Below are 26002 nucleotides of genomic sequence, written 5' to 3' on the forward strand. Positions count from 1 at the left end.
TAAACGTTAACCAAAATAATAATTGGTAGTTAACATATCGTTTCCGAGTATACCATGGGCGTTCAGGCGTGTAAATTCCATCATTTTTTTAACGCGTTTTTTTGTAGGATTATGTAGTTTTCGAAGGGAATACGCTTACAATCGGAGAAACATCGGAGAAAGCGGGAATTCTCATGAATCTTTTTCGCAAAAAAACGATCGCATCGCTTATCGCCCAGTCGGAAACCAAAGGGGCTTCGTTAAAAAAAGAGCTGGGCGCTTTCGATCTGACCATGCTCGGCATCGGCGCGATTGTCGGTACGGGCGTATTCGTGCTGACGGGCGTAGCCGCCGCCGACCATGCCGGGCCCGCACTCGTGCTTTCATTCATGATGGCGGGACTCGTTTGCGCCTTTGCCGCGCTTTGCTACGCGGAGTTCGCGTCGACCGTCCCGGTATCCGGCAGCGTCTATACGTACAGCTATGCCACCTTCGGCGAGCTATTCGCATGGATATTGGGCTGGGATTTGCTTTTGGAGTACGGTATTGCCTCGTCGGCGGTTGCCAGCGGCTGGTCCGGTTATTTTCAAGGACTGTTGTCCGGCTTCGGCATTCATCTGCCTACTGCGCTAAGCGGAGCGTATAGCCCGGATAAAGGGACGTTCGTGGACCTTCCGTCCGTGCTGATCGTGCTGGTCATCACCTTGCTGCTGACGCGCGGCGCCAAAAAATCGGCGAGATTCAATACGATCCTCGTCATCATCAAAATCGTCGTTATTTTGCTGTTTATCGGCGTCGGCGTCTGGTACGTCAAACCGGAAAACTGGTCTCCGTTCATGCCTTTCGGCTTTTCCGGCATCACGTCGGGAGCGGCCACCGTGTTTTTCGCCTTTATCGGGTTCGATGCGGTTTCAACGGCTGCGGAAGAAGTCAAAAATCCGAAGCGAAACATGCCTATAGGCATAATCGCCTCGCTCGCCGTATGCACCGTGCTGTATATTATCGTATCGCTCATTTTGACGGGCATCGTGCCTTACGGGCAGCTCGGCGTGTCTAACCCGGTCGCTTTCGCTCTCCAGTTTATCGAACAGGATTGGGTTGCCGGCTTTATTTCGCTTGGAGCCATCGCGGGTATTACGACGGTGTTGCTCGTCTTGCTGTATGGTCAAACCCGGCTTTTCTACGCGATCAGCCGCGACGGGTTTTTGCCGAAAGCCTTGTCATCGGTTCATCCCAAAACCAAAACCCCCGTCTTCAATACGTGGCTAACGGGAGGGATGGTCGCCTTTCTCGCCGGCGTGCTGCCCTTGAACGTCTTGGCTCAACTGACCAACATGGGGACGTTGTTCGCATTCGCGGTCGTATCCGTCGGGATCATCGTCCTGCGAAAGTCCGAGCCGGATTTGCAGCGCAGCTTCAAGGTGCCGCTCGTCCCGTGGATTCCGCTGCTAAGCGTTCTTTTCTGCGGATTTCTGATCATGCAGCTCCCTCTCTCCACCTGGATCGCGTTCGGCGTATGGCTGGTGATCGGGCTCGCCATCTATTTCGGCTACGGCTACAGAAACAGCGCGCTCGTCAAAGCGGTCGCGCCGATGCGGCAGCCTGACGGGTCTGCCGGCTGATTGAAGAGGGACAGGCTATGTGCCCGGTTGATAAGCAAAAAAAGGTTGAGCAGCATACGATGCTTGCTCGACCTTATTTCGAAAATTGCTGGGAGGTCCATCGGCCATCGTTTCCTTTGCAGGGAAGCTGTACTTCACGGCTTCACTACGATCTCCATCTGATCGTTTAATGAATCTGAGTTCACTATTAGTGAACCTACATTCACTAAAATTACTCCATTCCCCCTTATTCGAGCAGATAGTGAACCAAACGGGACTATTTGGCCGTAAGGTTCACTAATAGTGAAGTTTACTTCACTATTTCGCATGGGGGCATGTTTTGGAGTCCGGATAGTGAACTTAGGTTCAGTAATAGTGAACTTTGGTTCACTATCCTGTCATGACATCCTCAGTTTGCCGTGGCTTTGCTTAGACGGCTGTTCGGCCCCTGTTTAGAAACCGCTGTTTAGTCCTCTGTTTGGTCCTCTGTTTGGTCCTCTGTTTGCTCCTCTGTTTGCTCCTCTGTTTGGTCCTCTGTTTGCTCCTCTGTTGCTCCTCTGTTTAGAGTCCTCTGTTTAGTCCTCTGTTTAGTCCTCTGTTTAGTCCTCTGTTTAGTCCTCTGTTTAGTCCTCTGTTTAGTCCTCTGTTTAGTCCTCTGTTTAGTCCTCTGTTTAGTCCTCTGTTTGGTCCTCTGTTTGGTCCTCTGTTTGGTCCTCTGTTTGGTCCTCTGTTTAGTCCTCTGTTTAGTCCTCTGTTTGGTCCTCTGTTTGGTCCTCTGTTTGGTCCTCTGTTTGGTCCTCTGTTTAGTCCTCTGTTTAGTCCTCTGTTTAGTCCTCTGTTTAGTCCTCTGTTTGGTCCGCTGTTTGGTCTTCTGTTTGCTCCTCTGTTTAGTCCGCCGTTTGTATTAAAAATGCTGCGCCACCCGGCTCGCCGACGGCATGTAATGATAAAAGTAGCAATCCACGAGTCCGTCCTTGCCGTTGAACGGCAAACGCTCCTCCTCGAGCTCCTCCAGCCGGTCCAAGCGGCCCGCCGTGAAATCGCCGATTCGCTCGGCCGCCGTATCGATGCTCATCAGCAGGCCGCCGTAACGGACGTCCATGACGTCCCAGCCGAACGCCTTATTCGCCCGATGCCAGCATATGCGGTGATACTCGCGCAGCGAGCGCACCCTGGCATACAGCTCCGGCAGCTCCCTCTTCGCAATGGCGGACAGCAGGCCGTTGTCCCCCGCTTTGTACGCGTCGGCGATGCGATTGCCCATATCCGCCTTCATGCTAAGCACCGCGCACAGCTTGTGGTACAGCTCGAAGACGAAGCTGAGCCCGCCGTTCCGGCCGGCGTACGTTTTCATTTCCTGCGCCCATTTGGCGTAGTGTTCGGACATGCCGAGCCCGCGAACGTTCCGATCGAATAGGCCGGCCATCACGTTCTGCCACAGCAGGTAGCGCGAAGTGTTGTACGTTTCGAGGTTCCCCGGCGAAATGCCCGGCGTCTCGTCCACATACTTGATGTTCATGAAGTCGTCGTACCGCGCTCCCGTGCAAAACTCGAACCGGCGCTTCAGCTTCGCCTCGTCCAGCTTCTCCGCGTATCCGTGCTCCGCGAACAGCTGCAGGCCGAGCATGGCCGCGTGCCAATCGCACTCCGTGCCGTCGTCGCCCCAGAGCGTAGCGATAATTTCCGTGACGCCCTTACGTTTGCATACGTTGAGTGCGGCTTCCGTCGAAGCGAAGGTCGCGCCGTAGTTGAGGCAGAACCCTTTCCAGTTCCAAATGCCGCCGGCGAACACCGGCTTGGAGCCGAACCGTTCATGCCGCTCGATCCACTCCTCGTAGAACGCCTCGTCGTAATGATAGTAGTCCCAGTACACCTGCTGGACGCCCTTCGGCATATCTTGAATGACCTCGTCCGGGATCACGCACGCCTTATCGTAATAACCGCCCGTTCGGGAGCCCGCGCGGAAGTACATGTCGCTCCACATCATCGGCTTCAGCCCATGCTTTTCGGTGATCGCCAAAACCCGCTTCACATGCTGGTTCATGATCTCGAACTTGGTGCGGTACCCGTTCTGCTCCAGGTAACGGCCAAGCCCCAGCTTCCAGGCTTCGTCCAGCCCGATATGAATGCGCTTCGTACGGACCGGCGCCATCGCGGCGGTTATCATCTGCTCGATGAATTCGTAGGTTCGCTCGAAGCCGACCAGCATCGTTTCCTCGTCGTCCTTCAGGTCGGCGAAGGCTTTCCATTTCAAGACATCCCGCAAATGGCTGAGCGTCTGGATGCACGGAATCATTTCGATGCCGAGATGATCCGCATAGTCGTCAAGCTCCTTCAGCTCCGCTTGCGAATACCGTCCCCGCATATAGCCGAAATACGGCTGCTCGGCAACGTCATAGCTATCCTCCGTATACAGCATGATCATGTTCATGCCCATGAGCGCCATTTTGCGCATAAACAGCTTGACCGTGTCCACCTTCATAACCGCATTGCCCTGCGATACGTCGAACATCGGGCCGTTCGTCGCGAATTGCGCCGTTTCTTCGATCCGGAACGCGCCGTTCTCGCGCGCCGCTTCAGCCAACAAACCGAACGCCCGGAAAAAATGCGCCTTCTCGCCGTATACGATACGGAATTCGCTGCCGACTCCGCTAACCTCAAGCTTATCCGGCGCACCGCGCAGAACGCGAACCTGCCGTCCGCTCTCCCCGAGCTCGATGCCGAGCTCCTCCGCCACAATCGCGGCTCCTTGCTCCAACCCTTCCGTATCTCCGGTAAAATACAGCTTCATATGTCCCGCTCCCCTCGGTCGATTTCATTCGCGTCACGGGTCGTTCCCCTGCCGCTCTCCACATTCATCTGGTAAAATAAGATCAATTACACCCCTTACATTAACAGGCGGAACGAACGGAGGGTATGCTTGCCATGACCAAGTTATTGGACTATATGGTCAGTCCGCTCCCGATTCGCATCGAGGAGCTGAAGGTCGATCGCGCGCTGCTGCGGATCAAGGGCTTGACCGTGTCCCAGTTCGGGCACCTTCCCGGAAGAACGCTGCGGAACAAAGTCACGCCTCACCGGCACTGGGCGTTCACTTACATCGTGAGGGGAACAGGCTTCTACCAGGCCGGAGACGGTCCTGCGCAAAAGCTGGAGACGGGCAGCTTGTTCTGGGAATGGCCGGGGACTACGTTCCGGTACGGACCGGAGGAGGGCGAAGGCTGGGACGAGTACTACGTCATCTTCGACGGAGGCCGGGTTCAAGAGTGGCTTGACAACCGGATTTTGGAACCGGGCAGCGTGTGCCGGATCGGGGTGGACAGTACGTGGGTCCGCAAAATCGAAACGATCGGCGACTATCTCGAGAGCGGCATCCCGGACAATGCCGACCGCGCCGCGCTGCTGCTGGAATCGCTTGTATACGATTTCTCGATTGCCGGCGCCGGCTTTAAAGCTAGCGGCAGGCCGACCCGAAAACCCGAGTTCGTCCTGCGGGTGCTGGAGGATATCGCCAACAGCCTGTACCAGCCGTGGGACGAGCGGCAGGTGCAGGAACGCAACCATGTGTCTAGATCCACCTTGCGCAGAATCGTCAGGCAAAATACCGGCTACGCGCTGAACGAATACGTAAACCGGCTCAAAATCGCCGAGGCCAAGAAGCTTCTGCGGTTGACGCCGCTGCAAATCAAGGAAATCGCGCACATGCTCGGGTACGAGGATCATGCTTACTTCTCCCGCCTGTTCAGGAAGTTTACCGGCATGACCGCAGCCGCATACCGCACCGAACTCCCTAACCAACGCAGCGGCAACTTCTCAATGGAACACGTTTCAACCGAATAGAGCCGGCGAATGAAAGAGGGGAGCATTTCCCCGCCTCTCCACATAGGCTGTAAACAGAGGTGATAGGAATGCCGGACTACAGAATCATCGTAGACCTGTCGGATCGTCATCTGTACTTGATCGACGACCATATGATCGTCAAATCGTATCCGGTCGGCATCGGAAGGATGGTTACGCAGACGCCTACGGGCGAATATACGATCATCAATAAAGCCCCTGATCCGGGCGGACCGTTCGGGGCGTTCTGGATGGGATTGTCGAGGCCGCATTACGGAATCCACGGAACGAATGATCCTTCGTCCATCGGGAAGCTAGTCTCCCACGGCTGCATTCGCATGCAGAACCGCGATGTGCTGGAATTGTCCAAGCTCGTCCCGATCGGCACCAGGGTGACGATTCGGCCTTAGCGCCGCAAGGACACTCGCCGAGAGTGTCCTTGCGCATTATCTGATGGATCCCATGCTTCGTATTCGCACATGAACGGCAACGTCGGTATCCGATTGGGCGAACGCCTTCCCCCATTCGTTCTGTACGCCCTTCCAAGCTTCATATTGATAGGCTCTCGCATACAAGCCGAAGCCGACCGGATCGATTTCCGCCTTCTTTAATTTGCCGAGAATACTGGTAAACTGTTTCTCAAGCTGCTCGGCAATCATACGCTCCAGCTCTTCTCCGCGCTTAAGAACATCGAAAGGAAATAGCCGCTCGCTTAACCCTCCCGATAATTGGACATCGACGGCAAACCGGAATTTGCCGCCTTCGTAGCCGCATCTGATTTTTGTCCGAACCTTATCGGTAACGATCGTGAGCTTGTCCGTTTGGATAGGGACCCCTTTCTCTTTCCCTTGTCCCGGGATATCCATCGTCAAGGTCATCTCTTTATGATTGATTCGCTGCATGATACGCAGCAGCTTATTTTCCTCCGGATTCACCTCCGTCATGAACTTCCCCTTCTGGTTCAGCAGCGCCGTCCCCTTTACTTCAATCTGCTGCCTCTTGCCGAGAAAAGTAAAAAACGGAGTAATCCCTCTCTCGTACATTTGCCTGTGCAGCTGCTGCAGGGTCGTTTTCGTCGTGAGGTTGCGTCTGTCTGCGGTATCGATCAGCTTGGAGAGATGCAACGGAACCGGCGGCTTGTCTTTCCGAAACGTATATACGATATCCTCGACCGGACCGTCAACGGCCACAATTCTCGTGTTGACGGCGAATTTGGCGTCGCGGTACAGCACATCGAACAGCGTAAACCAATCCTCGTGCTCCAACACCCGCTTTCCGAGCAGACAAACTTGATATTTCCCGCCGACCACCAAGGTATGATTCAGCGAATCGAATTTCATTCTGACCTGACGCAACGAGCTCCCCGTCGCTTCGTACTCTTCATTCTTTTTCCGGGCCTCTTTGCCAAATACCGGGCTCGAGAAATAGAAGACCAGCTCATTGCTCTCATCCACATCGATTCCGAACACAAGCCCTAGCGAAATGTCTTCCAAAATCAATCGGTCTGGACTTCCGGGGATCAGGAGGACAATCATGGCCGCAACGAACCATGCGCTTAACCGCTTCATGAAGGTCTCCTCCCGAGAATCATTTGGCGGATGCGCAAATATCCCCACAAGCAGACCGGGAACACATAGGCAAACCCAATGATGAACCGGCTATACAGCTCTTGCCAGCGGTCGTTTTCATTGAAATACGGACGATGGAACAGCAGGATAACGAACATCGCAAGCAGCAGAACGATCAGCGTTCTGTTCGAATGGGTAATGCCGAACAGCCGGTTTGCGGCAGTGGCGCTCCAGAACAGGAAAGGCATCCATGTCGTGGAGACCACGAACAAATAGAAGGCTAGGAAGATGAGCTCCAAACGTTCGAGAAAATGGAATTCGATAACTTTCAAAATAGTAAGTGTCGGTTCGTTCGTATCGAGTATTCCTTCCGGGCTGAAAAAGACGAAGCAGATGACTGTGATGCCCATATAAACTAGCATCGTAAGGGTGTTCGCAATCACGATGCCGGCGGATGCGGACTCTTTTTTCCGGAGAAACGGATATAGGAAAAAAGCAATCTCGAAACCGTCGAAGGAAGTGACCGTATCGGGGACGGCTTTCAACACAGGCATCCAGCCTTCCTTCAATACGGGAAGCAGGTAGAGCCAATGAAAATCCGGAAAGGCGAACAAATAGAAGAAAGGCATCCAGATCAAGATGAGAAAGACGAGCTCCGAGTATCTGCCCAACACGCGAACGCCTTTGCTTAAAATAAGGTAGGTGGGAATCGCAAACAGCAGGAAGAGCATGTAATCGGCGGTACGCGGCAATATAAACGCTTTGATGAACAAGATGGCGCGGAACATAACCGTCATCGTAGCAAAAGCGAAAGCGGCGGCGATGACGAGCGCTCCCGTTTTCGCCGCCCATTTGCCGAAGACGCGATCCAGCAAATCGATAATCGTGCCTTGGGGATACATCGCCATTATTTGCACAATGAGCAGACTTACCGCCATCGATAGCAGCCAGCTGACACCAATCGCAATCCAGCCGTCCGTGCCGGCCTTCTCCGCCAGCATACGGGGCATTTGCAGAATGCCGATGCCGACCTGCGAACCATGGATGATAAAAATATATTGCATCAGCGTGATTTCATGCCGCTTGAAATTCATGATCTGCCACCTCCCGAAACGGTGAGCCAGCCCGCTCCTGCCGTCATTTGACAGCACCCATGTATTTGATCTTCGCCTTTACCTCGACTTGAATATCCGCTTGAGCAAGCGCAGCGCCCCAGCGATTCTGCACTTGCTTCCATTCCGGGTAACGGTACGCGCGGGCGTATGAGCCCAGGCCGAGCGGATCGATACGGTAACGCTGGATCTTTTCGATGAGCTCTTGAAATTTCAACCGCAGCTGTTCCTCGATCATTTGCTCCAGTTTCTCCTGCTCTTTCCTGACATCGAAAGGAAACAGTTTCTCCAATATTCGAACGGTCACCCGGACTTTCATGTCGAAATGAAAGCGTCCGTTCCGGTAATCCGTCGTCACTTTAACGGAAGGGTTATAGACGGCGAGCGTGAGCTGGTTTCGATCGAAGAGGTCTTTCTTCTGACCGGCGGGAACCTTCAGCGCGAGCGAAATATCCCCCTTTTGCTTCCGCAAAATTTGCAGCAGCGCACTGTCCTGAAAACTCACGTCGGCCGCGAACTTCCCTTGCTCGTCAAGCAGCGCCGTTCCTAACAGCTCGACGTCGCCATCCTTCCTGATTTGCGAGATGGCGGGGGTTACCGCCTTGTCCGTCATTTGCCGGCGCAGTTCTTGCAGCGTCGTATTCACCGTCAGTTGTCTCCGGTTACCCGTATCGATCAGTTTGGACAGGAAGGTCGGCAGGCGGGGCTTGTCCGGCTTCATGTATTGAATGATATCCGAAACGGGCCCGTCCACGGCAACGATCCTTGCGGTGACGTTTGTTTGCGAGTCGCGGTAGAAATGATCGAGAAGCTTGGTCCACCCCTTCTGCTCCAACAATTTTTTGCCGACCAGAATGACCTCCGTCTTCCCGTAAACGGTGAGCGCAGTTACGCTCGAATCGAACTTCTCTCTCGCTTCGCGAAACGTCGTCGCCCTGTAGCCGATTTCTTCCTCCTTGTCTTTGGCGTTCTTGTTGAACACCGGGCTGGATTCGTAAATAACCAGCTTGCCCTCGCTGTCGAGATCGATACCAAGGACAAGGGCGATCGTCAAATCTTCCAGGTCTCGCCTATCCCCGCAACCAACAGTCAACAGGATAAGCGCGGCAAACAGCAAAAAGAGGCATAACGCTTTAACGCGTATCATCCGCTTCTCCTCCCTTGAATCCGATCGTACACGAAGAAGTACGCAGCCAGCAGCACCGGCACCCCGAAAGCGCCGAACAATGCGAAGGAGCTTGCCGCCTTCATCCACTTTTCCACCAGCATGAAGGAAGGATCCAGAATGGCGGCCGTCGCAACCAGCGAGCCGATCAGCAGCGCCAAATACGTCTTCGGATCAATCCGCGAAAACAGCTTGTTCCCACAGTACGCAATAACGAACATGTCGGGGATCCACGATGTAGAGATCATGAACATGTAAACGGCCAAGAAGACGATATCCAATCGTTCCACGAAGCGGAATTCGATCACCTTGAGCAGGTTAAGTGCCGGCTGATTGTACTCGATGATTTCATCTGGACTGAAATACAAGAAACATGTCAACGTAATGACGAGATACACGATCAAGGAAAACGTATTCCCGAGGACGACGCCGAGCGCCGCCGACTTTTTATTTTTCAAATACGGATACGCGAAAAACGCGATTTCGAAGCCGGCAAACGACAACACGGTCGCCCGGACCGAATGAAGCACCGGTCCCCAGCCGTCCTTGAACAGCGGCAGCAGGTGCAGCGGATTGCTGTCGCTTAACGGCATCAGCAGGAAAGCGGACAGCGGGATAAACATGTAAAAAACGAGCTCGGCGTATCGGCTCATCGCCTGCATGCCTTTCGAAACGATGATAAAACTCGGGATCGCCAATAAAACAATCAGCATATACAGAGGGGTTCTTTGAATCAGCCAGCTTTTGATGATTTGTGTCGCACTGAACATGATCTCGTAGGCGAACAAGCAATAGTAAACGGCATATACCGCCGCGCCGAGCTTTCCGATCCATTTGCCGAAATAGTGCTCGAGCAGGTCGATCAACGTACCGTCCGGTCTTCTGCGCATGACGCGAATGATCAGCAGGCTAGCCGCAACGGAAATCGCGTAACCGATAAATAAAGCCAGCCAGCTGGACGATCCGCCCTTCATCGCCAGCTCCCTCGGGAGCGACAGCTGGCCGATGCCGACCTGAAGGCCGTGAATCAAGCAAGCGAATTGCAAAAAGCTAATCTTTTGCGCTGAACGGTTGTTCATCAGCCGTCGCCCTCCGGCCCGCTTGTCCCTTTTCTTCGCGATTGGATCGCTTTGGTGCCATGCGGCCGCTTTATCATTCTCCACAGCGGGAGACGAACGACCGTATCCTTCCAATCGGCAAACCGGACCGGCGCGAATGGAATGCCGTATGGCATGCCGAGCGACTCCAGCGCGATCAAATGGCCGATGAGCGTCATCAGCCCGATTACGATGCCGACGATACCGAACATATACGAGATCAGCATCATCGGGAACCGCAGCAAACGAATCGCGGCCGCCATGTCGTAATTCGGTATGATGAACGAAGCGATCGCCGTGAACGCTACGACGATGACCATGATATTGCTGACGATCCCCGCTTGCACCGCCGCCTGACCGATGACGATACCGCCGACGATGCCGACCGTCTGACCGATCGGAGCGGGAAGACGAACCCCCGCTTCCCGCAGCATCTCGAGCGTTACCTCCATAAGCAGCGCTTCGACGATCGGCGGGAAGGGGACCCGCTCTCGCGATTCGCCTATCGACAGAAGCAATTTCAGCGGAATGACCTCGTAATTGAAGGAAATGACGGAAATATAAACCGCCGGCAAAAAAATGGCGATAATAAATCCCAATAACCGAAGCAGCCGGATAAACGTAGCGACCAGCCAGCGAGTGCTGTAGTCGTCTACACTCTGGAAGAAGGCCATGAAGCTGACCGGTCCGATCAGAACGCTTGGCGAGCGGTCGACCACCAGCACGTATCTGCCCTGCAAAATTTGCGACGCCGCCGCATCCGGCCGTTCCGTCAAGACGAATTGCGGAAAGGGAGAATACGCATTGTCTTCGATATATTCGACCAGCTCGCCGGTATTGATGATGGAATCGAGATTCAGCCTTCCGATACGATCCGTCAGCTCCTGCAGCAGCTCCGGACTGGCGACGTCTCCAAGATATAAAATTGTGATACTCGTCTTCCCTCTCTGTCCGACGAACATCTCCTTAATTTTGAGCTCCCGGTTCGGAATGTACCGTCTAATCAAGGCAATGTTCATGCTTGCCGTTTCGACGAATCCCTGATGGGCTCCCTTCAAGGACGATTCGATCTGCGGATCTTCGATAGCCCGCTGCGGCCAGCCGTGCGTATCGAATATATACGCTTCATGGCTGCCGTCGATAAACAAGACGCTGCAGCCCGTTAAAATGACCGTTTCGAGCTGTGACCAGCTGCTCTCTCTACGGATGTGGCCGACCGTAACCGGCAAGTCGCCTTCCGGATCCCCTCCGTGAGTTCCACTCTGCAAGGGTCTGATCACATCGTTATTGATAGCATTTTTATCCGTAAGCCCATCAAAAAAAGCGAGCACCGCTTCACTGCCCGACTGGGCAATCGTCAATCGCCTCAAGATAAGATCGGGGCTATGGCTGAACTGTTTATGCAGTACCTCGATATTGTCCGCCAGCGTATCGCTAATGGGACGGTCACCATGATAGCCGGCAGTTTGGCGAACCGGCTGCTTCTTTTGACCTTTGAGCAAGCTGCGCCATAATCCCACGTTCATCCCCTCCTCTGTCCGGACCTCGTTTTCTGGCGAAATGCCGCCCTACCGAGTTAGGATGCAATTGGGAAGGAAAAGTTATGCATTGCGGCCGTTTTTACCCTTATGTAAAGAAACGCATAGGTTTGCCGAAATGGCAGATGGCGCATCTGCCACTGGAACAAATACGTCGTCACGCTCGAAAAAATGCGGTGAAAGATCACTTGACTATTTACAAATCCCGTCTCGAAAGGTATATGAAAAAGTAGGCTCGTCATTACGCATAGGAGTGTGAGGGATCGATGAAGGTACATTTTCTGGGAACGGCGGCGGCCGAAGGGTTTCCGAACGTATTCTGCCGTTGCGAGGCGTGTCTGCATGCGAAGAAGCTTGGCGGCAAAAACATTCGCACGAGGGCTTCAGTAATCGTAGACGATGTGTGGAAGTTCGACTATTCCGCAGATTCGCAGATGCAGGCTTTGCGCGATCAAGTCGATTTGGGACGAATCGAGCATTTACTTGTCACGCACACCCACTACGATCATTTTTATCCCAAAGATTTAATTAGCCGCATCGAAGGCTTCGCACACGGAATCGAGCACCCCTTGAACATTTACGGCAACGATCTTGTGATGTATCATGCCAGGCAGGCATTGGAACGGTTCGAGGGCCCGCGGTTCGACTTCCGGCACATGAAGCCTTTCCATCCGGTTTCGATCGGGAACGCAACCGTCACCCCGCTTCGGGCGGATCACGACCCTATGGAAACATGCCTGCTCTACTTCGTCGAGAAAGACGGACAGACTTTGTTTTACGGCAATGATACGGGCTGGCTCCCGGACGACACGTGGGCATGGCTTAAGGGGAAGAGGATCGACATGGCGATACTGGACTGTACGCACGGCCTCACGGGAAACAGCCGTCAGCGCGGTCACATGAGTGCGGAAACGATTCTGGAGGTTCAAGGCGAATTCCTCAAGGAACGAATCATAACGCCGGACAGCCTTTTGTACGTAACGCATTTCACCCACAACTCCGGTCTGCTGCACGAAGACTGGGTGAAGCTATTCGAGCCTAACGGCATTCGCGTCGCATACGACGGGTTGACTGTCCGATTCTAAACCTTACAGGAGCATTCACGAACGAACGGTCCCCGCAATTCCTCCGGGATACCGCAACCGCGGATATGGCGTACGTTTCCGGGAAACAGCGCTAACCATTGCCTCCTTACATAAAAAACTCGCCGGCCACGATTAATCGTGACAGGCGAGTTTTTGGCGTTAGTCGTCCATTCCGGCGCGGCAATTGGAATCCGGTACGTCCCCGCCCTCATGACTTTTCTTGCTGTAGGCGATCAAATTTACCGGATATCCGAGCGATTCCGTCATTTTGGCTTCCAAATGGATAAGTTCGTCGATTAAGTCTTGGCGGTGGTGAAGATCGGTATAGTCGTATGGAACTGACATAGTTTCTCCTTTTTGCGGATTGTCCGTTGGTTAAGTAAGCTTCTGCCCTCTTGCGTCAGCATCTAGTATGGGCAGCTTGCTTGAGATTTAATCATCCGTACGGATTCCATGCAGCGCTTTTGTTGACAAAGGATAGACGTCTAGTGTAATATAGTTACGAAAAGTTAGTAACAAACAAAAACGCATAAAACATACGATTGGGAAGGGATGAGACCATCATGGAATTGCAACAATTGTTGGAAGCACGCATTTCCGTTAATAATTTTGACCCTGCCGGCGAAATCAGCCGCGAGCAGCTTGAGGCGATCCTTAAAGCCGCTACATCCGCTCCTTCCGCCTATAATCTGCAGCACTGGCATTTCCTTGCCGTGACGGATAAAGACCGTAAGCTTGCGCTCAAGCAAGCGGCGTTCAATCAGCAAAAAATCGAGGATGCGTCGGCAGCCGTCGTCGTTCTCGGAGATCTCGACGCTTACAAGAAAGCCGGTCTTATCGCCGACGATTTGTCGGCCAAAGGATATTTGCCCGAAGCGTATAAAGACAACCTGATCAATACGCTGCACGGCGCCTACGGCAATGAGAGCACGCAGCGCGAAGAAGCGATCCGCGCCTCGTCCTTCGCAGCCATGACCCTGATGCTTGCGGCTAAAGACAACGGCTTCGGCACTTGCCCGATGACCGGCTTCAGCCCGGATGCCGTTCGCGAAGCGTTCAACATTCCGGCTAACCTGTTCCCGGTTCTGATCGTAACGATCGGCAAAGAGCTGGAAGAAACGCGTCCGCAAAAGTTCCGCCACTCGGTTGCAGAAGTTACGACTTTTAACGGATTCTAATTCTATCCGGCAGGACCGTATCCTATAGGGATGCGGTCCTTTTTTTTGCGCAAGCCGTTCCTGTGTTCCAGGGAGCGGCTTTTTTGGGCATGGAATGACGGACGTCAGCTTCCGTATATATCCAGCATGACTTTTGTCATATGTAGATCATGACGATATCTACCTTTGCCCGAAGCGATCCTCAGGTAAGATAGGTTCACAAGGATAAACGAGTTTGGCAAGTCATCCCAACGAAGTTCTCCCGAGATTCGCAGGGAAATCAGACACGGCAACCGGGTATATATTTAGGAGGAATCAATCGATGAGCAAAGTGCTGGAAGTCAATCAACTGGTGAAACGATACGGGGATCATACGGCCCTCCACGGCGTATCTTTCTCGGTGAACGCAGGAAGCTGCTTCGGGCTGCTTGGACCGAATGGAGCCGGGAAATCGACGACGATGAAAATCATCACAAGCATCATCGAATCGAATGAAGGAACGACGAGCGTGTTCGGCAAGGACATACGCAAAGAAGCGGACGCGATTCGCCGCCAGGTCGGCTACGTGCCGCAGGATATCACCCTGTTCGAGAAGCTGAGCGCACGCGACAACCTGACGTTCTTCGGGGAAATGTACGGCGTCCGCGGCAAAGAGCTGAAGACGCGCATACACGACGTGCTCGAGCAAGTCGGGCTGACCGAGCGCGCCGGGGATGCGATCGGCACGTTCTCGGGCGGCATGAAGCGGCGCATCAACATAGCGGCCGCACTGCTGCACAAGCCGAAGCTGGTCATACTCGACGAGCCTACGGTCGGCATCGACCCGCAGTCGCGCAACCATATTTTCGAAATGATACGGGAGCTTAAAGCATCGGGCGTATCCATGATCTATTCGACCCACTACATGGAAGAAGTCGAGGCACTCTGCGACGATATCGCCATCATCGATCACGGCAAAGTCATCGTACAGGGCAGCCTGGATCAGCTGCTGGCGACGTATGCGACCAAAGCGATCTATATGGAGGCCGAAGGACTGACGCAAGCCCCGGCGCTTCCGGGTGTCGGCAAGACGTACGCGGAAGGCAAAGGCTGGGTATATGAATGCGGCGACGTATTGCAAACGATGGCCGAAGCGAGCCGGACTCTCGCGGAACGGGGTCTGACGGTCAAGGCGCTGGAAATATTGCGGCCGTCTCTCGAGAGCGTGTTCCTCAAGCTGACTGGCACGACGCTTCGCGACTAGTTTACGGCGATCCCGACCGAAATACCATCGACAAAGGAGAATTAATCCTATGATTTCTACGATAATCCGCAAGGAACTGAAGCAATTGCTGAAAGAAAAAGGTACGTTTTTCTGGCTGATCGGCCTTCCGATTCTATTCATCGTCCTCTTCTCTTCCATCTTCAGCAACGCAAAAGATACGTTTACGATCAACTATTACGACGCCGATCAATCGCCGCAATCGCAGCAAATGATCGCCCAGCTGTCCGAAATCAAGGGCTTCGAGATGAAAATCGACGCTTCGCTCTCCCTCGACGACCAGCTCGCCAAAATCAAATCCGGCAAAATGACCTCCCTGCTCGTGTTTCCCAAGGGATTCGGCGCGAGCGTTCAGTCGGGCGGCAAGCAGCAAGGAACGTTCGATCTGTACCGGGACTCGGCGGCCGATACGGCTGTGGCTCCTATTCGCGCGCTGCTCGACAGCTTCGCCGCCAAATCCGGCGAAATGAAGCTGCAAGGCGTCCTCAAATCGGTAGGCATGAACGATACGCAAGTCAAAGAAACGATGCAGTCTCCGATTACCATCAATGAAATCAAAGAAAACGCGACGACAACGAACGCTTTAACGCAATACATTCCGGGCTACACCGTTATGTTCGTCTTTTTCATCATCATCACGATGGTTCGCAACTTCATTAAAGACCGCGAATCCGGTATGGTCGCAAGACTGCGCAGCACACCGATGAAGCCGGTCACCTATTTGATCGGCATGTGGGTGCCGAACATCATCGTGGTTCTGATCCAGTGCGCCGTCCTGCTCGGCTTCGGCAAGCTCGTTTACGATGTGGAGCTCGGCGACCTGGCATCGATCGCAGCCGTCGTCATCTGCCTGGCGATTTGCGCGACCGGCATCGGCTTGATGCTGACCATGCTCGTCAAGAGCGAGAATCAAGGTCTTGCTTTTACGCAAATTTTGACGATGGGTGGCGCCGTACTCGGCGGTCTTTGGTTCCCGTACGATTTTATGCCCGACTTCATGCAGCTGATCGGCAAAATCACGCCGCAGTACTGGGCGCAGCATTCCTTTCAAGACATCATGGTCCGCGGCGCGCATCTCTCCGATATTTTGCCGACCGTCGCTGTGCTGATCGGCTACGGATTGCTCGGCCTCGCCATTGCGAGCCTACGCTTCAAGAAGTTCATTCAAACGGCTACGCAAGGGTAGTACGCTGGCGCCGTGCGGTTGACGGCGGACATGTAGCCCTCCTCCGCTCGCTGGGAGGTGCGCGCAGTACACAAGGATAAACGCCTGCCGGCGTCTTATGACGCCGTGCATTTACCGGTGAAATATAAGCGCTTATCGTGTGAAACCTATAAATTCTTATATTTTAAAGAAAGAGCCTTTCCTATCGCCCGAGGGCGTAGGAAGGCTCTTTTCGTTTCTTGTACCTGCCGGCTATCCTTTTATATCGGTACCGCCGCCGATGCGGTCAAGCTTCAGCCATTTGCGCACATAAGGGAGAACGAAGCGGTCTCCGCCGAACCGTCCGGCATTCGCGCCGGCAATCAGGATGACGAAGCCGAAGAGCATCAGCCAAGGATTCGTCGAGACGGTACCGGCCAGCATAAACATAAAGTTAAGCAGAAGACCGAAGAACGCAGCCGCCGTCGTCAGTACGCCGAGAATCAATCCGAGCCCGATAAGAAACTCGCCCCATGGGATAAGCACATTGATCAGCTTCACGTTCGGCAAAGCGAAATTATCGATAAACTTAGTAAACGTCGGGTATACCAATTCCTTCGTACCGCTGTCGACGATCGGCTTCTCGATCGCTTTCTTCAGAAAGCCCGAAGCGTCGAAGCCGTCCCCTGTAATTTTGTGCCAGCCCGCATCCAGCCACTTCCACCCCAGATACAGTCTCGCTATCGCTAAGATTGCCGAAGCATACACATTTTCGCGGATCCATTTCATCACCATGCCGGTCACGCTCCCTGTTTGCTAATGTTTTCCTTATGCCTTCATCCTACACCGATGCGCGGGTCGGCGTTGTGACAATCGTCACAGGTTCGGCGGAAAATGAGCGGATTTCGTGACTTGTTCGCTTATGCAAACAATCTCATCTTGTGCTGCCCAGTTTGAGGGATAGTGAACCAGGGTTCACTAATAATGAACCTAAGTTCATTATTTTTGTTGGAAAAAGGCTTGACGGGGACATAGTGAGCCTGGCTTCACTATTTGTGAACCTCACGGCCAAATAGTCCTCTCCGGTTCACTATTCCTTCAAAAATCCGATAAGGAGCAGCAAATAATGAAGTTAGGTTCACTGTTAGTGAATCTAACTTCATTATTTTACTGTTGCGTACCTTGGTTTCTAGCCTCCTGCTTCTCCATAAGAAGCTTTTGCCCGATTGTGTTTGCCGAAAACCGTATCGCGGCTTCTAAGCCTACTGCTTCTCCATAAGGAGCATTTCTTCACTTATTTTGCTGTGAACCAAGGTCATAATTTGCTGAAACATACCTTGGCTTCTCCCCCTGCTGCGTACCTTTGTGAGGAACAAACGCAGCTATACTCACTACTTTGGTGAACGAATGGAGGTGAGATCGGCCAGGTCCCTAATTCCGGAGAGCTGCAGAGGGAGAAAAATCGTAAACCGAAAGGGGAATCAGTTCCTTCACCTTGTGCCGCTCATCTTCATACACCATTAACGGAAATGAGACAAACCAAGGCACATTACATAATTAAAGCTGCCCCTCCGTCATTAGCATGACGTTGGGGCAGCTCCTTTTTGGTGCAAGTTACAGGTTATCCAGAGCCTCGCGCAACTGCTCTTTCGGCATATGCTCGCCGATCAGGACGACGACGTCCTGGACGTCGCCCTGCGGCGTTATTTTCATAAAATCGGCTTCCCGGTACGCATACTGGAACAAAAAGCGGCTGTTCCCCGTATCCGCAAATGTTAGCACGCCTTTACCGCGGTAGACGCTTGCCGGCAGCCCGGCTATAAACTGCTCGAACTTCTCGCTGTCGACCGGCCCGCTCAAATAATGAGTGTAGACCATCACATGCTCGTGCGAGTGATGGTGCTGCGCGCGGCCTTCGCCGTGTTCGTGTTCGTGATCGTGGCGGCAGTTGACGCCGCATTCGTACGCGTCTTGGCTGGGGATACCGCCATGACCGGCATGGTCCGGGAGTCTGCCGTTTCCCCGCTCCGCCTCGTCGAACAGACGCATATCCGCCTCGCATTTGACCGTATGCATCACCTCGGCATACTCGTTCCAGTCGCGGATCAGCCGCTCGATTTCCGCCAGCTCGTCCGCCGAAACGAGATCCGTCTTGTTCAACAACAGCGTCGACGCGCAGCGGACTTGATCCTGCATGAGCCGGAACGTCTTGCCCGTTCCCTTGCGGCTGAGCTCAAGCAAGTGACGGCAATCAACGACGGTCACAACGCCTTTCGTCTCCGCACGGGCGAGCAGAGACGCTTCGGTTACTCCCTCCAGCGTTTCGATCGGATTCGCGACGCCCGTCGATTCGATGAAGATGACGTCCGGCTGCTGCTCTTGGATCATCGACATGATCGTCATGCCGAGGTCGCCGCGTACCGTGCAGCAAATACAGCCGCTAAGCATCTCCGTCATGGGCACCTGCACATCCACCAGCAATCCGTCCAAGTTGACGTCACCCAGCTCATTCATAATAACAGCGGGCAGCTTTCCCTGCGCCTTGTAGTGATCGATTGCCCTCGTTAAAAGCGTCGTCTTTCCGCTGCCGAGAAACCCGGACAAAACGAAAACCGGTACCGGTTTGTTCATGTAAAACCACTCTCTTCTCTTGCTTATTTTCAATTTCCAGAAGGTTACCACTATGTGCTGAAGGCCGTTCCTTTTCTGCAACCGTAAGCTTCCCTCTATTATCGGCCAATCCGCGGCCCGAAACAACATCCGAAAATTAAAAGTAATATTTACGATAAAAACACATTATTTACTATACCGCCGCTTCCTTACCATGTCAACGAATGACAACTTATCGGATCCGCTTCTTACGCCTCTACAGTGGGAATGAGCTTCCTGTCGGCCGTTCTCTCCTCCGTGATGAACAATTTGCCCTCCGTCATGGTCGGCGCGCTCGCGATCGACGGCTCGGGCGCAACCGGCATGATCAGAGAAGCGCTTATTTACGCCAACGTCATCGGCTGCGATCTGGGCCCCAAAATGACGCCGATCGGCTCGCTCGCCACGATGATCTGGCTACATATTTTGGCCAAAAAAGGCGTCCGCATCACATGGGGCTACTATTTCCGAATCGGCGTGGTCCTGACGATCCCGACCTTGCTCGTCACTGCGGCCGGACTGTATCTGTCGCTGATCATGTTCGGCTGAGCGAGTTCTCTAGCGGTCACGCACAAGACGAAAAGACATTTCCGCCTTCCGCGAAGATGTCTTTTCGTCTGTTTGTCCTTATCGCCTTATCATCTCTTTACACTAGCTCCGGTTTCGGGCAGCCGCCCTTCATACCTCGACCAATCGACCGTTAGCTCAAGCACGATTGCAAGCAAAACGCCCATCAAAAGTCCGTTGCCGACAATCGGACGGATCATGCCGGGCAAAGCGGCAAACGCTTCGGCCGGCACATTCAGGATCGATATGCCAAGCAAAGCGGGCGCCGCAATCCGGTAAACGGTTTTCGGATTGAACGTGAACCCTTGCAAATTTCGGAACGCCGAGCCGAACAGCTGCAAATAAATGACGAATAGCACCGCATTCCCTACGCTGACCGGCATCGATGCGAAAAACGCCCCGAATGCCGGGACAAATCCGAGCGTAACAAACAGGGCGCCACCCAATACAAGAGCCGACCGGTCCAAAATTTTGGTGCTCTCGAGAAAACCGATCGACGACGTATAAGGACCGTACGGCACCAAGCCGAACAGCCCGGCCAGCACCGAATGAAAGCCCGTCAAATGAAAGGCCCGCTTGTACTGCGAAGACGTGCTTACGGTGTCATACAACTTCTCCGCCGTGCTCAGCGCTGCGATCGTGTTGGTCATGTTGATCAATCCCGCAAGCATCGCGGCGATCATGATGCCGAGCTCGAAATGCGGCGTCCCCCATGGAAACAGTTCGAAGACGAACCCGCCGCCGGCGCTTCCGGATTCCGCTACCGCTCCCGGAAAGAGGAGGCGATATGCCGCCCACCCGGCCGTCATCCCGATCAAAATCGAAAAGTTCGCGAGCTTTCCCCTTCCGGTAACGCCGATCCAACCTACCAGCAGAGCGACGGCGCCGGACAAGGCAGCTACGGGGAGGTTCATGCGGCCGTCTTCCAAGCCGATCATCCCTCTGAAAAACTCGGCAATCAATTGACAAGATAGAAGAAATAAATACACGAACATGACGATCTGCGTAAACGCTTTTTTCAGCACACGGGCGAAGCCGAGCGCTCCCAGCAGCGAAGTGGCGGCTCCGGAAGCAAGAATCCCGACGGTAAGCGCGCCTCCCAATTGCTCCAAACTCATCCCCATCGACGGGGCGGCAGCCGCCAAGCTCAGAATGAGCCCCCACCATAGCCCTGCCGGTCCTTCCATCAGCGCGTACCGGTGTCCGATGAGCGCTTGCAGAATGCTTGCCGCACCGGTAACGACGAACGTGACCTTCACGACGGAAGCCGTCAGCTCGGACGAGAAACCGAAGGCGGCTCCGACCGTCAAAGGCACCATAATCGTATTGGCGAACAAAAAGAAAAACCACTGCACGCCTGCCAGCCAGAACGATGCGGAGGTTAATTTTGTCATGATGCTCCCTCCCTATGTCGTCATTGGCGCGATATTTGAATTGAAACGATAGCGAAGAAAACAGCTCCGGCGGAGTGCGCCCGATTTCACGCGGATACCCGAAGCTGACGGAAAGCGAATAGGCGTTTTCAGGCAGCACAAAGTACGGACCGCTGCCTGCCATCCGGTTTCCCGGCATGACGCACAGCGATCCGTATCATCAGTACGTATCGAACAGACGCTGAACCCGCGCCGTATCGGCCGTTTGCGTAAGCGCCAGCATCAGCAAAATGCGCGCCTTCTGCGGGTTCAGGGTGTCGGCGGTCACGAAGCCTTCCTGCAGGTCGGCGGGTTTCGCCGTTACGAGTCCGCTGCCCGTACGGGAAGCGCTGACTACGACGATCCCCCGCTTGACGGCATCCGCAAGCGCTTCGCGGACGGCGGGAAACATCCCGCCGTTCCCCATGCCCGCGTGAACGATGCCTTTGGCGCCTGCAGCCGCTGCGGCATCGACGAGCTCGCGGCTGCCGCTGCCGTGGCCGTACAAGATGTCGACCCGGGGCAATTCGCGCAGACCGCTCGTCAGAAATCCGCTATCCTTCGTATGCGCCCGCATGCTTTTGTAATAAAAGCGGGGCTTGCCGTCCACCATGTACCCGAGCATGCCGAAATCGGGTGCGCCGAACGCATCCGCGGCCGTCGTATTGAGCTTCGACATGTCGCGGGCCGAGCCGATTTTGTCGTTCAGCATGATCATGACGCCCTGTCCGGCCGCCGCTTCGCTTGCCGCAAGGGCTACCGCGTTGTACAGATTTAGCGGGCCGTCGGCGCTTATCGCCGTTGCCGGCCGCATCGCGCCGGTTACGACGACAGGCTTATCGCTTTTGACGGTCAGGTTGAGAAAATAGGCCGTCTCCTCAAGCGTATCGGTCCCGTGCGTGATGACGATGCCGTCGCAGCCGCCGCCTTCCAATTCCGTATTCACTTGTTCGGCGAGCTCCAGCCATAACCCGTCGGTAGCGGCGAAGCTCGGCATGTTGGCCACTTGCTTCCAGCCGATGTCCGCCAGCTCTTTGATTTGCGGAACTTCGGCAAGCAAGCTGTCGATGCCGATCACGCCGGCGTCGTACTGCGTCGTCCTGCCGCTGTCGCTCCCTTTTCCCGCAATCGTCCCGCCGACGGCAAGCACTTTAATCCGCGGAATACGGGCTTGCGTTTCGCCATGATGCCGTTCACTGCTGCTCAAACAGATCGACAACCTTTCCTTCCTTCGTCCGGATCAGGCCGAAGTCGGTAATTTTAAGCGCCGGACTTACCGGCAAGGACAGCGTACTGAGCGACATGATCGGGTTGTAGTGCCGGTAACCGAGCCGCTCCATCGCTTTCCGCAGCCGGCCGGTCGCTTCCGCCAGCTCGTCCAGCGGTGCTTCGGAGAGAATGCCGCCTACCGGCAGCGGGAGAAACTCCAGAACCTCACCGTTCTCAACCACACAATAGCCTCCCTGGCTTTCGATGATCGTATTCGCGGCGAGCTCCATGTCCGCTTTGTTCCTGCCAAGTACGAGCAAGTTATGATTGTCGTGGGCATAAGTCGTCGCTATGGCGCCCCGCTTGATCGCGTCCCCTCCGACCAAACCGAAGGCGCGGTTGCCGTTCTTGCCGTAGCGTTCCATAATCGCGATAAGCGCGTACGGACTTTGCTCCCAGATAAGCTCGCTGTCGTTTACGGGAATCGCTTCCACATGCTCCCTAGTAAACGTCGAGCCGTCCCCGACCAGCATCACCCGGCAGTTCGCCTGACCCGATACGAGCGGCGCCGCGACGGTAAAATCGGCCTTCTCCACCTTCGGCAGCTTGACGCTCTCGTAAAAATCGGCGGGGAACTGACGGCCGGCGGGCTTTTCTTCGTAAGCCTCACCGGCGTCATACACCTTATTGCCGTTCTTGTAAACTTCGCCGACGGCAAATCCGGCAAGATCGTCAAGCAGGACGAAGTCGGCGATCCGGTTCGGCGCAATCCGTCCGCGGTCCTGCAGATTCATCCGCTTCGCCGGCGTCATCGTAGCGGCATATATCGCCGCCTCCGGCTGCATGCCCATCCGAATCGCTTTCCGCACCAAATGATTCAAATGGCCGTGCGCAACGAACGTATCCGGCATGACGTCGTCCGTCACGAAGCAAAAATGCTCGCTCCGGTCGTTCGCGATCAGATGGCCGATCAGCTCGGGCGACATCGATTTCTCCTGGATCTCAATGAACATGCCTGCGCTGATGCGCTCCTCGAATTCCTCGACCGTTTGCTGCGTGTGATCGGAGTCGATGCCCGCGAACACGAACCGGTTCAGCTCGACATCCGATACTTTGGGGCAATGCCCTTCGATGATAAGCTGCGGATAACGCGTCCGAACATGGCGCAAAATCCGGTTCATTCTTCCGTCCGGGTTTGCCGCCATATCGGCGTAATCCATCACTTCGCCAAGGCAAATGACGTTATCGACCTTCAGCAATTCGTCGATTTCCGCCACGTCGATCGCGCCGCCCGTCGTTTCAAGAAGCGTGGCGGGCACCGAGCTCGGAATCCCCCAGAAAATATCCGCCGTGCAATCGCGGCCCGCATCGATCATTTCGCGGACGCCGCGGATGCCGAACACGTTCGCCATCTCATGCGGATCCGCCACGATCGACGTCACCCCGCAGCGAAGAATCCCGTGCGAGAACGTGCGCGGCGTCACCATCGTGCTCTCGATGTGAAGATGAATGTCGATGAGTCCGGGAATCATGAAGCGCCCCCGGCCGTCGATTACTTCGCCAGCCTCGAACGTTTCCGCCCCTTTGTCCCCGATGTAGAGAAAGCGGCCTCCGGCGATCGCGACGTTTCCTTCGCGGAACGTTTTCAGCGCGCTGTTGTAAACCTTAACGTTGACGATCAGTTTATCCGCCTTCATGATATCCCCTTCGTTTCCTTATAGTACGGTTACCAGCTTGTCCTTGGGGAAGCTTAGCATGACCCGGTCGCCGTGCTCGAACGGTACGGTATTATCGCTGTTGACGATAAACTCGCCGATCGCCGTATCGACGACATATTGGTATTTGCGTCCGAGATAGGTCGTTACCTTGATTTTGCCTTTTGCGGCATTCTCCCCCGATTGCTCGCCGTCTCCGTATTCGATCCGGATATCGTCGGGACGGATGGCGCATTTGATTCCGCCCTTCGAATCCGCCGTGCCTTCGATTGTGAACGGACTGCCGTCCTTAGCCTGGTAGCGCGATGAGCCCGTAGCGGACAGCGCCAGCTCGATAATGTTCTCGAAGCCGACGAAGCGTGCGACGAATTCCGTTTTCGGCTGCTTGTAGATCACTTGCGGCGTATCGAGCTGCTCGATGACGCCCTTGTTCATGATGGCGACCTTATCCGAGATCGAGAAGCATTCCTCCTGATCGTGGGAAACGTAAACGGTCGTCACCTTGAGCTCCTTCTGGATACGGCGAATTTCCATCCGCATCTGCACCTTCAGGTTGGCGTCGAGGCTGCTGAGCGGCTCGTCGAACATAAGCAGATCGGGCCGGATAACGAGGCTGCGCGCGATCGCCACCCTCTGCCGCTGACCGCCGGACAGTTGGGAAGGATACCGTTTCTCGAAGCCTTTCAAGTTTACCGCTTCCAGCATGTCCAGCACTTTCTTTTTCGTTTCCTGCGCGTCCGTTTTCCGGAGCTTCAGACCGAAGGCGACATTCTCGAAAATCGTAAGATGCGGAAACAGCGCATGGCTTTGAAAGACGAAGCCGAATTGCCGCTTGTGAACCGGCACTTTCGTATAGTCTTGGCCGTCGAACAGAAATTGTCCGTCCTTCGCCTCGTTGAAACCGGCGATCAGCCGCAGCGTCGTCGTTTTTCCGCAGCCGCTCGGGCCGAGCAGCGATACGAACTCGCCTTTTTCGATCGACAGGTTGAAGTTTTGCAAAATATTGTTTTTCTGGTCGTAGGCAACCGTAATGTTTTTCAATTCGATCAGCGCCATATTCATACCTCCAGCTTTAGTAGGGTGATGCGGCATCGTCTTTTCACAAGGGCCGGACAACCGTTATTTCGTAAAGAAACGCAGTCCGAGCGTCCGTTCGATCGCTGCGATCAGCAAGGCTGTCATCAGCATAAGCAGCACCGAAATGGCGGCAATCGTCGGGTCGAAATAATATTCCACGTAATTCAGCATGCTGATGGGCAGCGTACTGACGCCCGGGCCCGTCATGAATACGGAGACGTCCACGTTGTTGAACGATTCCAGGAACGCCAGCAAAATGCCCGCGATAATGCCGGACCGGATATTCGGAAGCACGACGACGAAAAACGTTTTGAGCCGGCTGGCCCCGAGACTCATCGCCGCCTCTTCGACGGAATAATCGAAATTCATCAGACTGGACGAAATAACCCGGATCACATAAGGAATCATGATGACGACATGCCCGATGAGAACGCCCGGAAAAATCGGAATATGGTACGTAATGACGAGATATTTCAGCAAGCCGTAGCCGAACACGATTCCCGGAATGATGATCGGGGAAATGAAAAAGGACGTGAAAAAGCTTTTTCCTTTAAACTGGTAACGGCTAAGCGCATACGCTGCGGGTACGCCGAACAGAAACGAGATGATTATGCCTAAGAAAGCGATCAGCATGCTGATCTTGAATGAACTCCAGAACATTTCCACATGAAAAATGTTTTCGTACCATTTGAGCGAGAACCCCTTGGGCGGAAAGGCCAAATAGTTATCGGGTCCGAATGAAGCGCCGATAATGATGACAAGAGGAGCCAGCAAAAATAAATAAACGACAAACGTAATCGAGCCGAGCAGCGTTTGTTTTTCCTTCATC

Annotated in this window: 21 protein-coding genes and 1 pseudogene; 8 read left to right on the forward strand and 14 right to left on the reverse strand. The window is 54.3% G+C overall.

All coding sequences use genetic code 11. The annotated features are described in order from the left end of the window. Nucleotides 1–173: 173 nt before the first annotated feature. Nucleotides 174–1601: an amino acid permease gene (locus ACKGJP_RS28145; RefSeq protein ID WP_409342094.1), complete on the forward strand. Its 1428-nt coding sequence runs from the start codon at nt 174–176 to the stop codon at nt 1599–1601. Nucleotides 1602–2484: 883 nt separating this feature from the next. Here the strand turns inward: ACKGJP_RS28145 and ACKGJP_RS28150 are convergent. Then, nucleotides 2485–4371: a family 20 glycosylhydrolase gene (locus ACKGJP_RS28150; protein WP_409342095.1), complete on the reverse strand. Its 1887-nt coding sequence runs from the start codon at nt 4369–4371 to the stop codon at nt 2485–2487. A 134-nt stretch (nt 4372–4505) separates the two neighbouring features. On the opposite strand from ACKGJP_RS28150, the gene ACKGJP_RS28155 reads away from it, so the two are divergent. Together ACKGJP_RS28155 and ACKGJP_RS28160 are read left to right on the forward strand one after the other, a co-directional pair. Beyond that, nucleotides 4506–5420: an AraC family transcriptional regulator gene (locus tag ACKGJP_RS28155; RefSeq protein ID WP_409342096.1), complete on the forward strand. Its 915-nt coding sequence runs from the start codon at nt 4506–4508 to the stop codon at nt 5418–5420. A 68-nt stretch (nt 5421–5488) separates the two neighbouring features. Then, the gene (locus ACKGJP_RS28160) at nt 5489–5827 is read left to right on the forward strand and encodes a L,D-transpeptidase (RefSeq protein ID WP_409342097.1); all 339 of its coding nucleotides are present in this window, start codon (nt 5489–5491) and stop codon (nt 5825–5827) included. Nucleotides 5828–5863: 36 nt separating this feature from the next. Here ACKGJP_RS28160 and ACKGJP_RS28165 read toward each other — a convergent pair whose 3' ends face one another. The 5 genes from ACKGJP_RS28165 to ACKGJP_RS28185 are packed head-to-tail and all read right to left on the reverse strand — an operon-like array spanning nt 5864 to nt 11879. Next, nucleotides 5864–6985, reverse strand: a complete 1122-nt coding sequence (locus ACKGJP_RS28165; RefSeq protein WP_409342098.1) for a Ger(x)C family spore germination protein — start codon at nt 6983–6985, stop codon at nt 5864–5866. Continuing rightward, the gene (locus tag ACKGJP_RS28170) at nt 6982–8079 is read right to left on the reverse strand and encodes an endospore germination permease (RefSeq protein ID WP_409342099.1); all 1098 of its coding nucleotides are present in this window, start codon (nt 8077–8079) and stop codon (nt 6982–6984) included. Before ACKGJP_RS28170 ends, ACKGJP_RS28165 begins: the two co-directional genes overlap by 4 nt. A gap of 43 nt (nt 8080–8122) precedes the next feature. Beyond that, nucleotides 8123–9244 carry a Ger(x)C family spore germination protein gene (locus tag ACKGJP_RS28175; RefSeq protein ID WP_409342100.1) on the reverse strand — a complete coding sequence of 374 codons (1122 nt, stop codon included), beginning with the start codon at nt 9242–9244 and terminating at the stop codon, nt 8123–8125. Continuing rightward, entirely contained in the window at nt 9241–10341 is a 1101-nt protein-coding gene (locus tag ACKGJP_RS28180) for an endospore germination permease (protein ID WP_409342101.1), read from the reverse strand. Before ACKGJP_RS28180 ends, ACKGJP_RS28175 begins: the two co-directional genes overlap by 4 nt. Next, nucleotides 10341–11879, reverse strand: a complete 1539-nt coding sequence (locus ACKGJP_RS28185) for a spore germination protein (RefSeq protein ID WP_409342102.1) — start codon at nt 11877–11879, stop codon at nt 10341–10343. The genes ACKGJP_RS28180 and ACKGJP_RS28185 overlap by 1 nt, the downstream gene beginning before the upstream one ends. 284 nt (nt 11880–12163) lie before the next feature. Between ACKGJP_RS28185 and ACKGJP_RS28190 the strand changes: the two genes are divergently transcribed. Beyond that, a complete protein-coding gene (locus ACKGJP_RS28190) occupies nt 12164–12982 on the forward strand; it encodes an MBL fold metallo-hydrolase (protein ID WP_409342103.1) in 819 nt (272 codons plus the stop codon). Between the two features lie 159 nt (nt 12983–13141). Here the strand turns inward: ACKGJP_RS28190 and ACKGJP_RS28195 are convergent, their stop codons facing one another. After that, nucleotides 13142–13327, reverse strand: coding sequence for a hypothetical protein (locus tag ACKGJP_RS28195; protein WP_409342104.1), 186 nt, complete (start codon nt 13325–13327; stop codon nt 13142–13144). 218 nt (nt 13328–13545) lie between these two features. Between ACKGJP_RS28195 and ACKGJP_RS28200 the strand changes: the two genes are divergently transcribed. From ACKGJP_RS28200 to ACKGJP_RS28210, 3 genes are all read left to right on the forward strand, one after another. Next, nucleotides 13546–14160, forward strand: coding sequence for a nitroreductase family protein (locus ACKGJP_RS28200; RefSeq protein ID WP_409342105.1), 615 nt, complete (start codon nt 13546–13548; stop codon nt 14158–14160). Nucleotides 14161–14461: 301 nt separating this feature from the next. Further along, nucleotides 14462–15382, forward strand: a complete 921-nt coding sequence (locus ACKGJP_RS28205) for an ATP-binding cassette domain-containing protein (protein WP_409342106.1) — start codon at nt 14462–14464, stop codon at nt 15380–15382. Between the two features lie 49 nt (nt 15383–15431). Continuing rightward, complete coding sequence (locus tag ACKGJP_RS28210) at nt 15432–16586, forward strand: ABC transporter permease (protein WP_409342107.1); 1155 nt, start codon at nt 15432–15434, stop codon at nt 16584–16586. Between the two features lie 231 nt (nt 16587–16817). Here the strand turns inward: ACKGJP_RS28210 and ACKGJP_RS28215 are convergent, their stop codons facing one another. Further along, entirely contained in the window at nt 16818–17339 is a 522-nt protein-coding gene (locus ACKGJP_RS28215) for a DoxX family membrane protein (RefSeq protein WP_409342108.1), read from the reverse strand. Nucleotides 17340–18158: 819 nt separating this feature from the next. Continuing rightward, nucleotides 18159–19175 carry a CobW family GTP-binding protein gene (locus ACKGJP_RS28220; RefSeq protein ID WP_409342109.1) on the reverse strand — a complete coding sequence of 339 codons (1017 nt, stop codon included), beginning with the start codon at nt 19173–19175 and terminating at the stop codon, nt 18159–18161. Nucleotides 19176–19403: 228 nt separating this feature from the next. Between ACKGJP_RS28220 and ACKGJP_RS28225 the strand changes: the two are divergent. Next, nucleotides 19404–19742: pseudogene (locus ACKGJP_RS28225) on the forward strand (ArsB/NhaD family transporter); the annotation flags it as partial. A gap of 89 nt (nt 19743–19831) precedes the next feature. Here ACKGJP_RS28225 and ACKGJP_RS28230 read toward each other — a convergent pair. The 5 genes from ACKGJP_RS28230 to ACKGJP_RS28250 all read right to left on the reverse strand — a co-directional run bounded on the left by ACKGJP_RS28230 (nt 19832) and on the right by ACKGJP_RS28250 (nt 26001). Next, nucleotides 19832–21154, reverse strand: coding sequence for a uracil/xanthine transporter (locus ACKGJP_RS28230; RefSeq protein WP_409342110.1), 1323 nt, complete (start codon nt 21152–21154; stop codon nt 19832–19834). Nucleotides 21155–21353: 199 nt separating this feature from the next. Further along, a complete protein-coding gene (locus tag ACKGJP_RS28235; protein ID WP_409342111.1) occupies nt 21354–22379 on the reverse strand; it encodes an asparaginase in 1026 nt (341 codons plus the stop codon). After that, nucleotides 22366–24078 carry an adenine deaminase gene (locus ACKGJP_RS28240; RefSeq protein ID WP_409342112.1) on the reverse strand — a complete coding sequence of 571 codons (1713 nt, stop codon included), beginning with the start codon at nt 24076–24078 and terminating at the stop codon, nt 22366–22368. Before ACKGJP_RS28240 ends, ACKGJP_RS28235 begins: the two co-directional genes overlap by 14 nt. Before the next feature lie 18 nt (nt 24079–24096). Further along, entirely contained in the window at nt 24097–25152 is a 1056-nt protein-coding gene (locus ACKGJP_RS28245; protein ID WP_409342113.1) for an ABC transporter ATP-binding protein, read from the reverse strand. A 63-nt stretch (nt 25153–25215) separates the two neighbouring features. Continuing rightward, the gene (locus ACKGJP_RS28250; RefSeq protein WP_409342114.1) at nt 25216–26001 is read right to left on the reverse strand and encodes an ABC transporter permease; all 786 of its coding nucleotides are present in this window, start codon (nt 25999–26001) and stop codon (nt 25216–25218) included. Nucleotide 26002 lies beyond the last annotated feature (1 nt).

It is taken from the genome of Paenibacillus litoralis (assembly GCF_046244365.1).
In the GTDB taxonomy this organism is placed as follows: Bacteria; Bacillota; Bacilli; order Paenibacillales; family NBRC-103111; genus Paenibacillus_V.

Coding starts and splice junctions, on each gene's coding strand:
- ACKGJP_RS28175 (WP_409342100.1), bottom strand. CDS start 9,244: ATGATACGCGTTAAAGCGTTATGCCTCTTTTTGCTGTTTGCCGCGCTT.
- ACKGJP_RS28240 (WP_409342112.1), bottom strand. CDS start 24,078: ATGAAGGCGGATAAACTGATCGTCAACGTTAAGGTTTACAACAGCGCG.
- ACKGJP_RS28200 (WP_409342105.1), top strand. CDS start 13,546: ATGGAATTGCAACAATTGTTGGAAGCACGCATTTCCGTTAATAATTTT.
- ACKGJP_RS28180 (WP_409342101.1), bottom strand. CDS start 10,341: ATGAACAACCGTTCAGCGCAAAAGATTAGCTTTTTGCAATTCGCTTGC.
- ACKGJP_RS28195 (WP_409342104.1), bottom strand. CDS start 13,327: ATGTCAGTTCCATACGACTATACCGATCTTCACCACCGCCAAGACTTA.
- ACKGJP_RS28150 (WP_409342095.1), bottom strand. CDS start 4,371: ATGAAGCTGTATTTTACCGGAGATACGGAAGGGTTGGAGCAAGGAGCC.
- ACKGJP_RS28245 (WP_409342113.1), bottom strand. CDS start 25,152: ATGGCGCTGATCGAATTGAAAAACATTACGGTTGCCTACGACCAGAAA.
- ACKGJP_RS28250 (WP_409342114.1), bottom strand. CDS start 26,001: ATGAAGGAAAAACAAACGCTGCTCGGCTCGATTACGTTTGTCGTTTAT.
- ACKGJP_RS28230 (WP_409342110.1), bottom strand. CDS start 21,154: ATGACAAAATTAACCTCCGCATCGTTCTGGCTGGCAGGCGTGCAGTGG.
- ACKGJP_RS28205 (WP_409342106.1), top strand. CDS start 14,462: ATGAGCAAAGTGCTGGAAGTCAATCAACTGGTGAAACGATACGGGGAT.
- ACKGJP_RS28220 (WP_409342109.1), bottom strand. CDS start 19,175: ATGAACAAACCGGTACCGGTTTTCGTTTTGTCCGGGTTTCTCGGCAGC.
- ACKGJP_RS28170 (WP_409342099.1), bottom strand. CDS start 8,079: ATGAATTTCAAGCGGCATGAAATCACGCTGATGCAATATATTTTTATC.
- ACKGJP_RS28190 (WP_409342103.1), top strand. CDS start 12,164: ATGAAGGTACATTTTCTGGGAACGGCGGCGGCCGAAGGGTTTCCGAAC.
- ACKGJP_RS28215 (WP_409342108.1), bottom strand. CDS start 17,339: ATGGTGATGAAATGGATCCGCGAAAATGTGTATGCTTCGGCAATCTTA.
- ACKGJP_RS28210 (WP_409342107.1), top strand. CDS start 15,432: ATGATTTCTACGATAATCCGCAAGGAACTGAAGCAATTGCTGAAAGAA.
- ACKGJP_RS28160 (WP_409342097.1), top strand. CDS start 5,489: ATGCCGGACTACAGAATCATCGTAGACCTGTCGGATCGTCATCTGTAC.
- ACKGJP_RS28155 (WP_409342096.1), top strand. CDS start 4,506: ATGACCAAGTTATTGGACTATATGGTCAGTCCGCTCCCGATTCGCATC.
- ACKGJP_RS28145 (WP_409342094.1), top strand. CDS start 174: ATGAATCTTTTTCGCAAAAAAACGATCGCATCGCTTATCGCCCAGTCG.
- ACKGJP_RS28165 (WP_409342098.1), bottom strand. CDS start 6,985: ATGAAGCGGTTAAGCGCATGGTTCGTTGCGGCCATGATTGTCCTCCTG.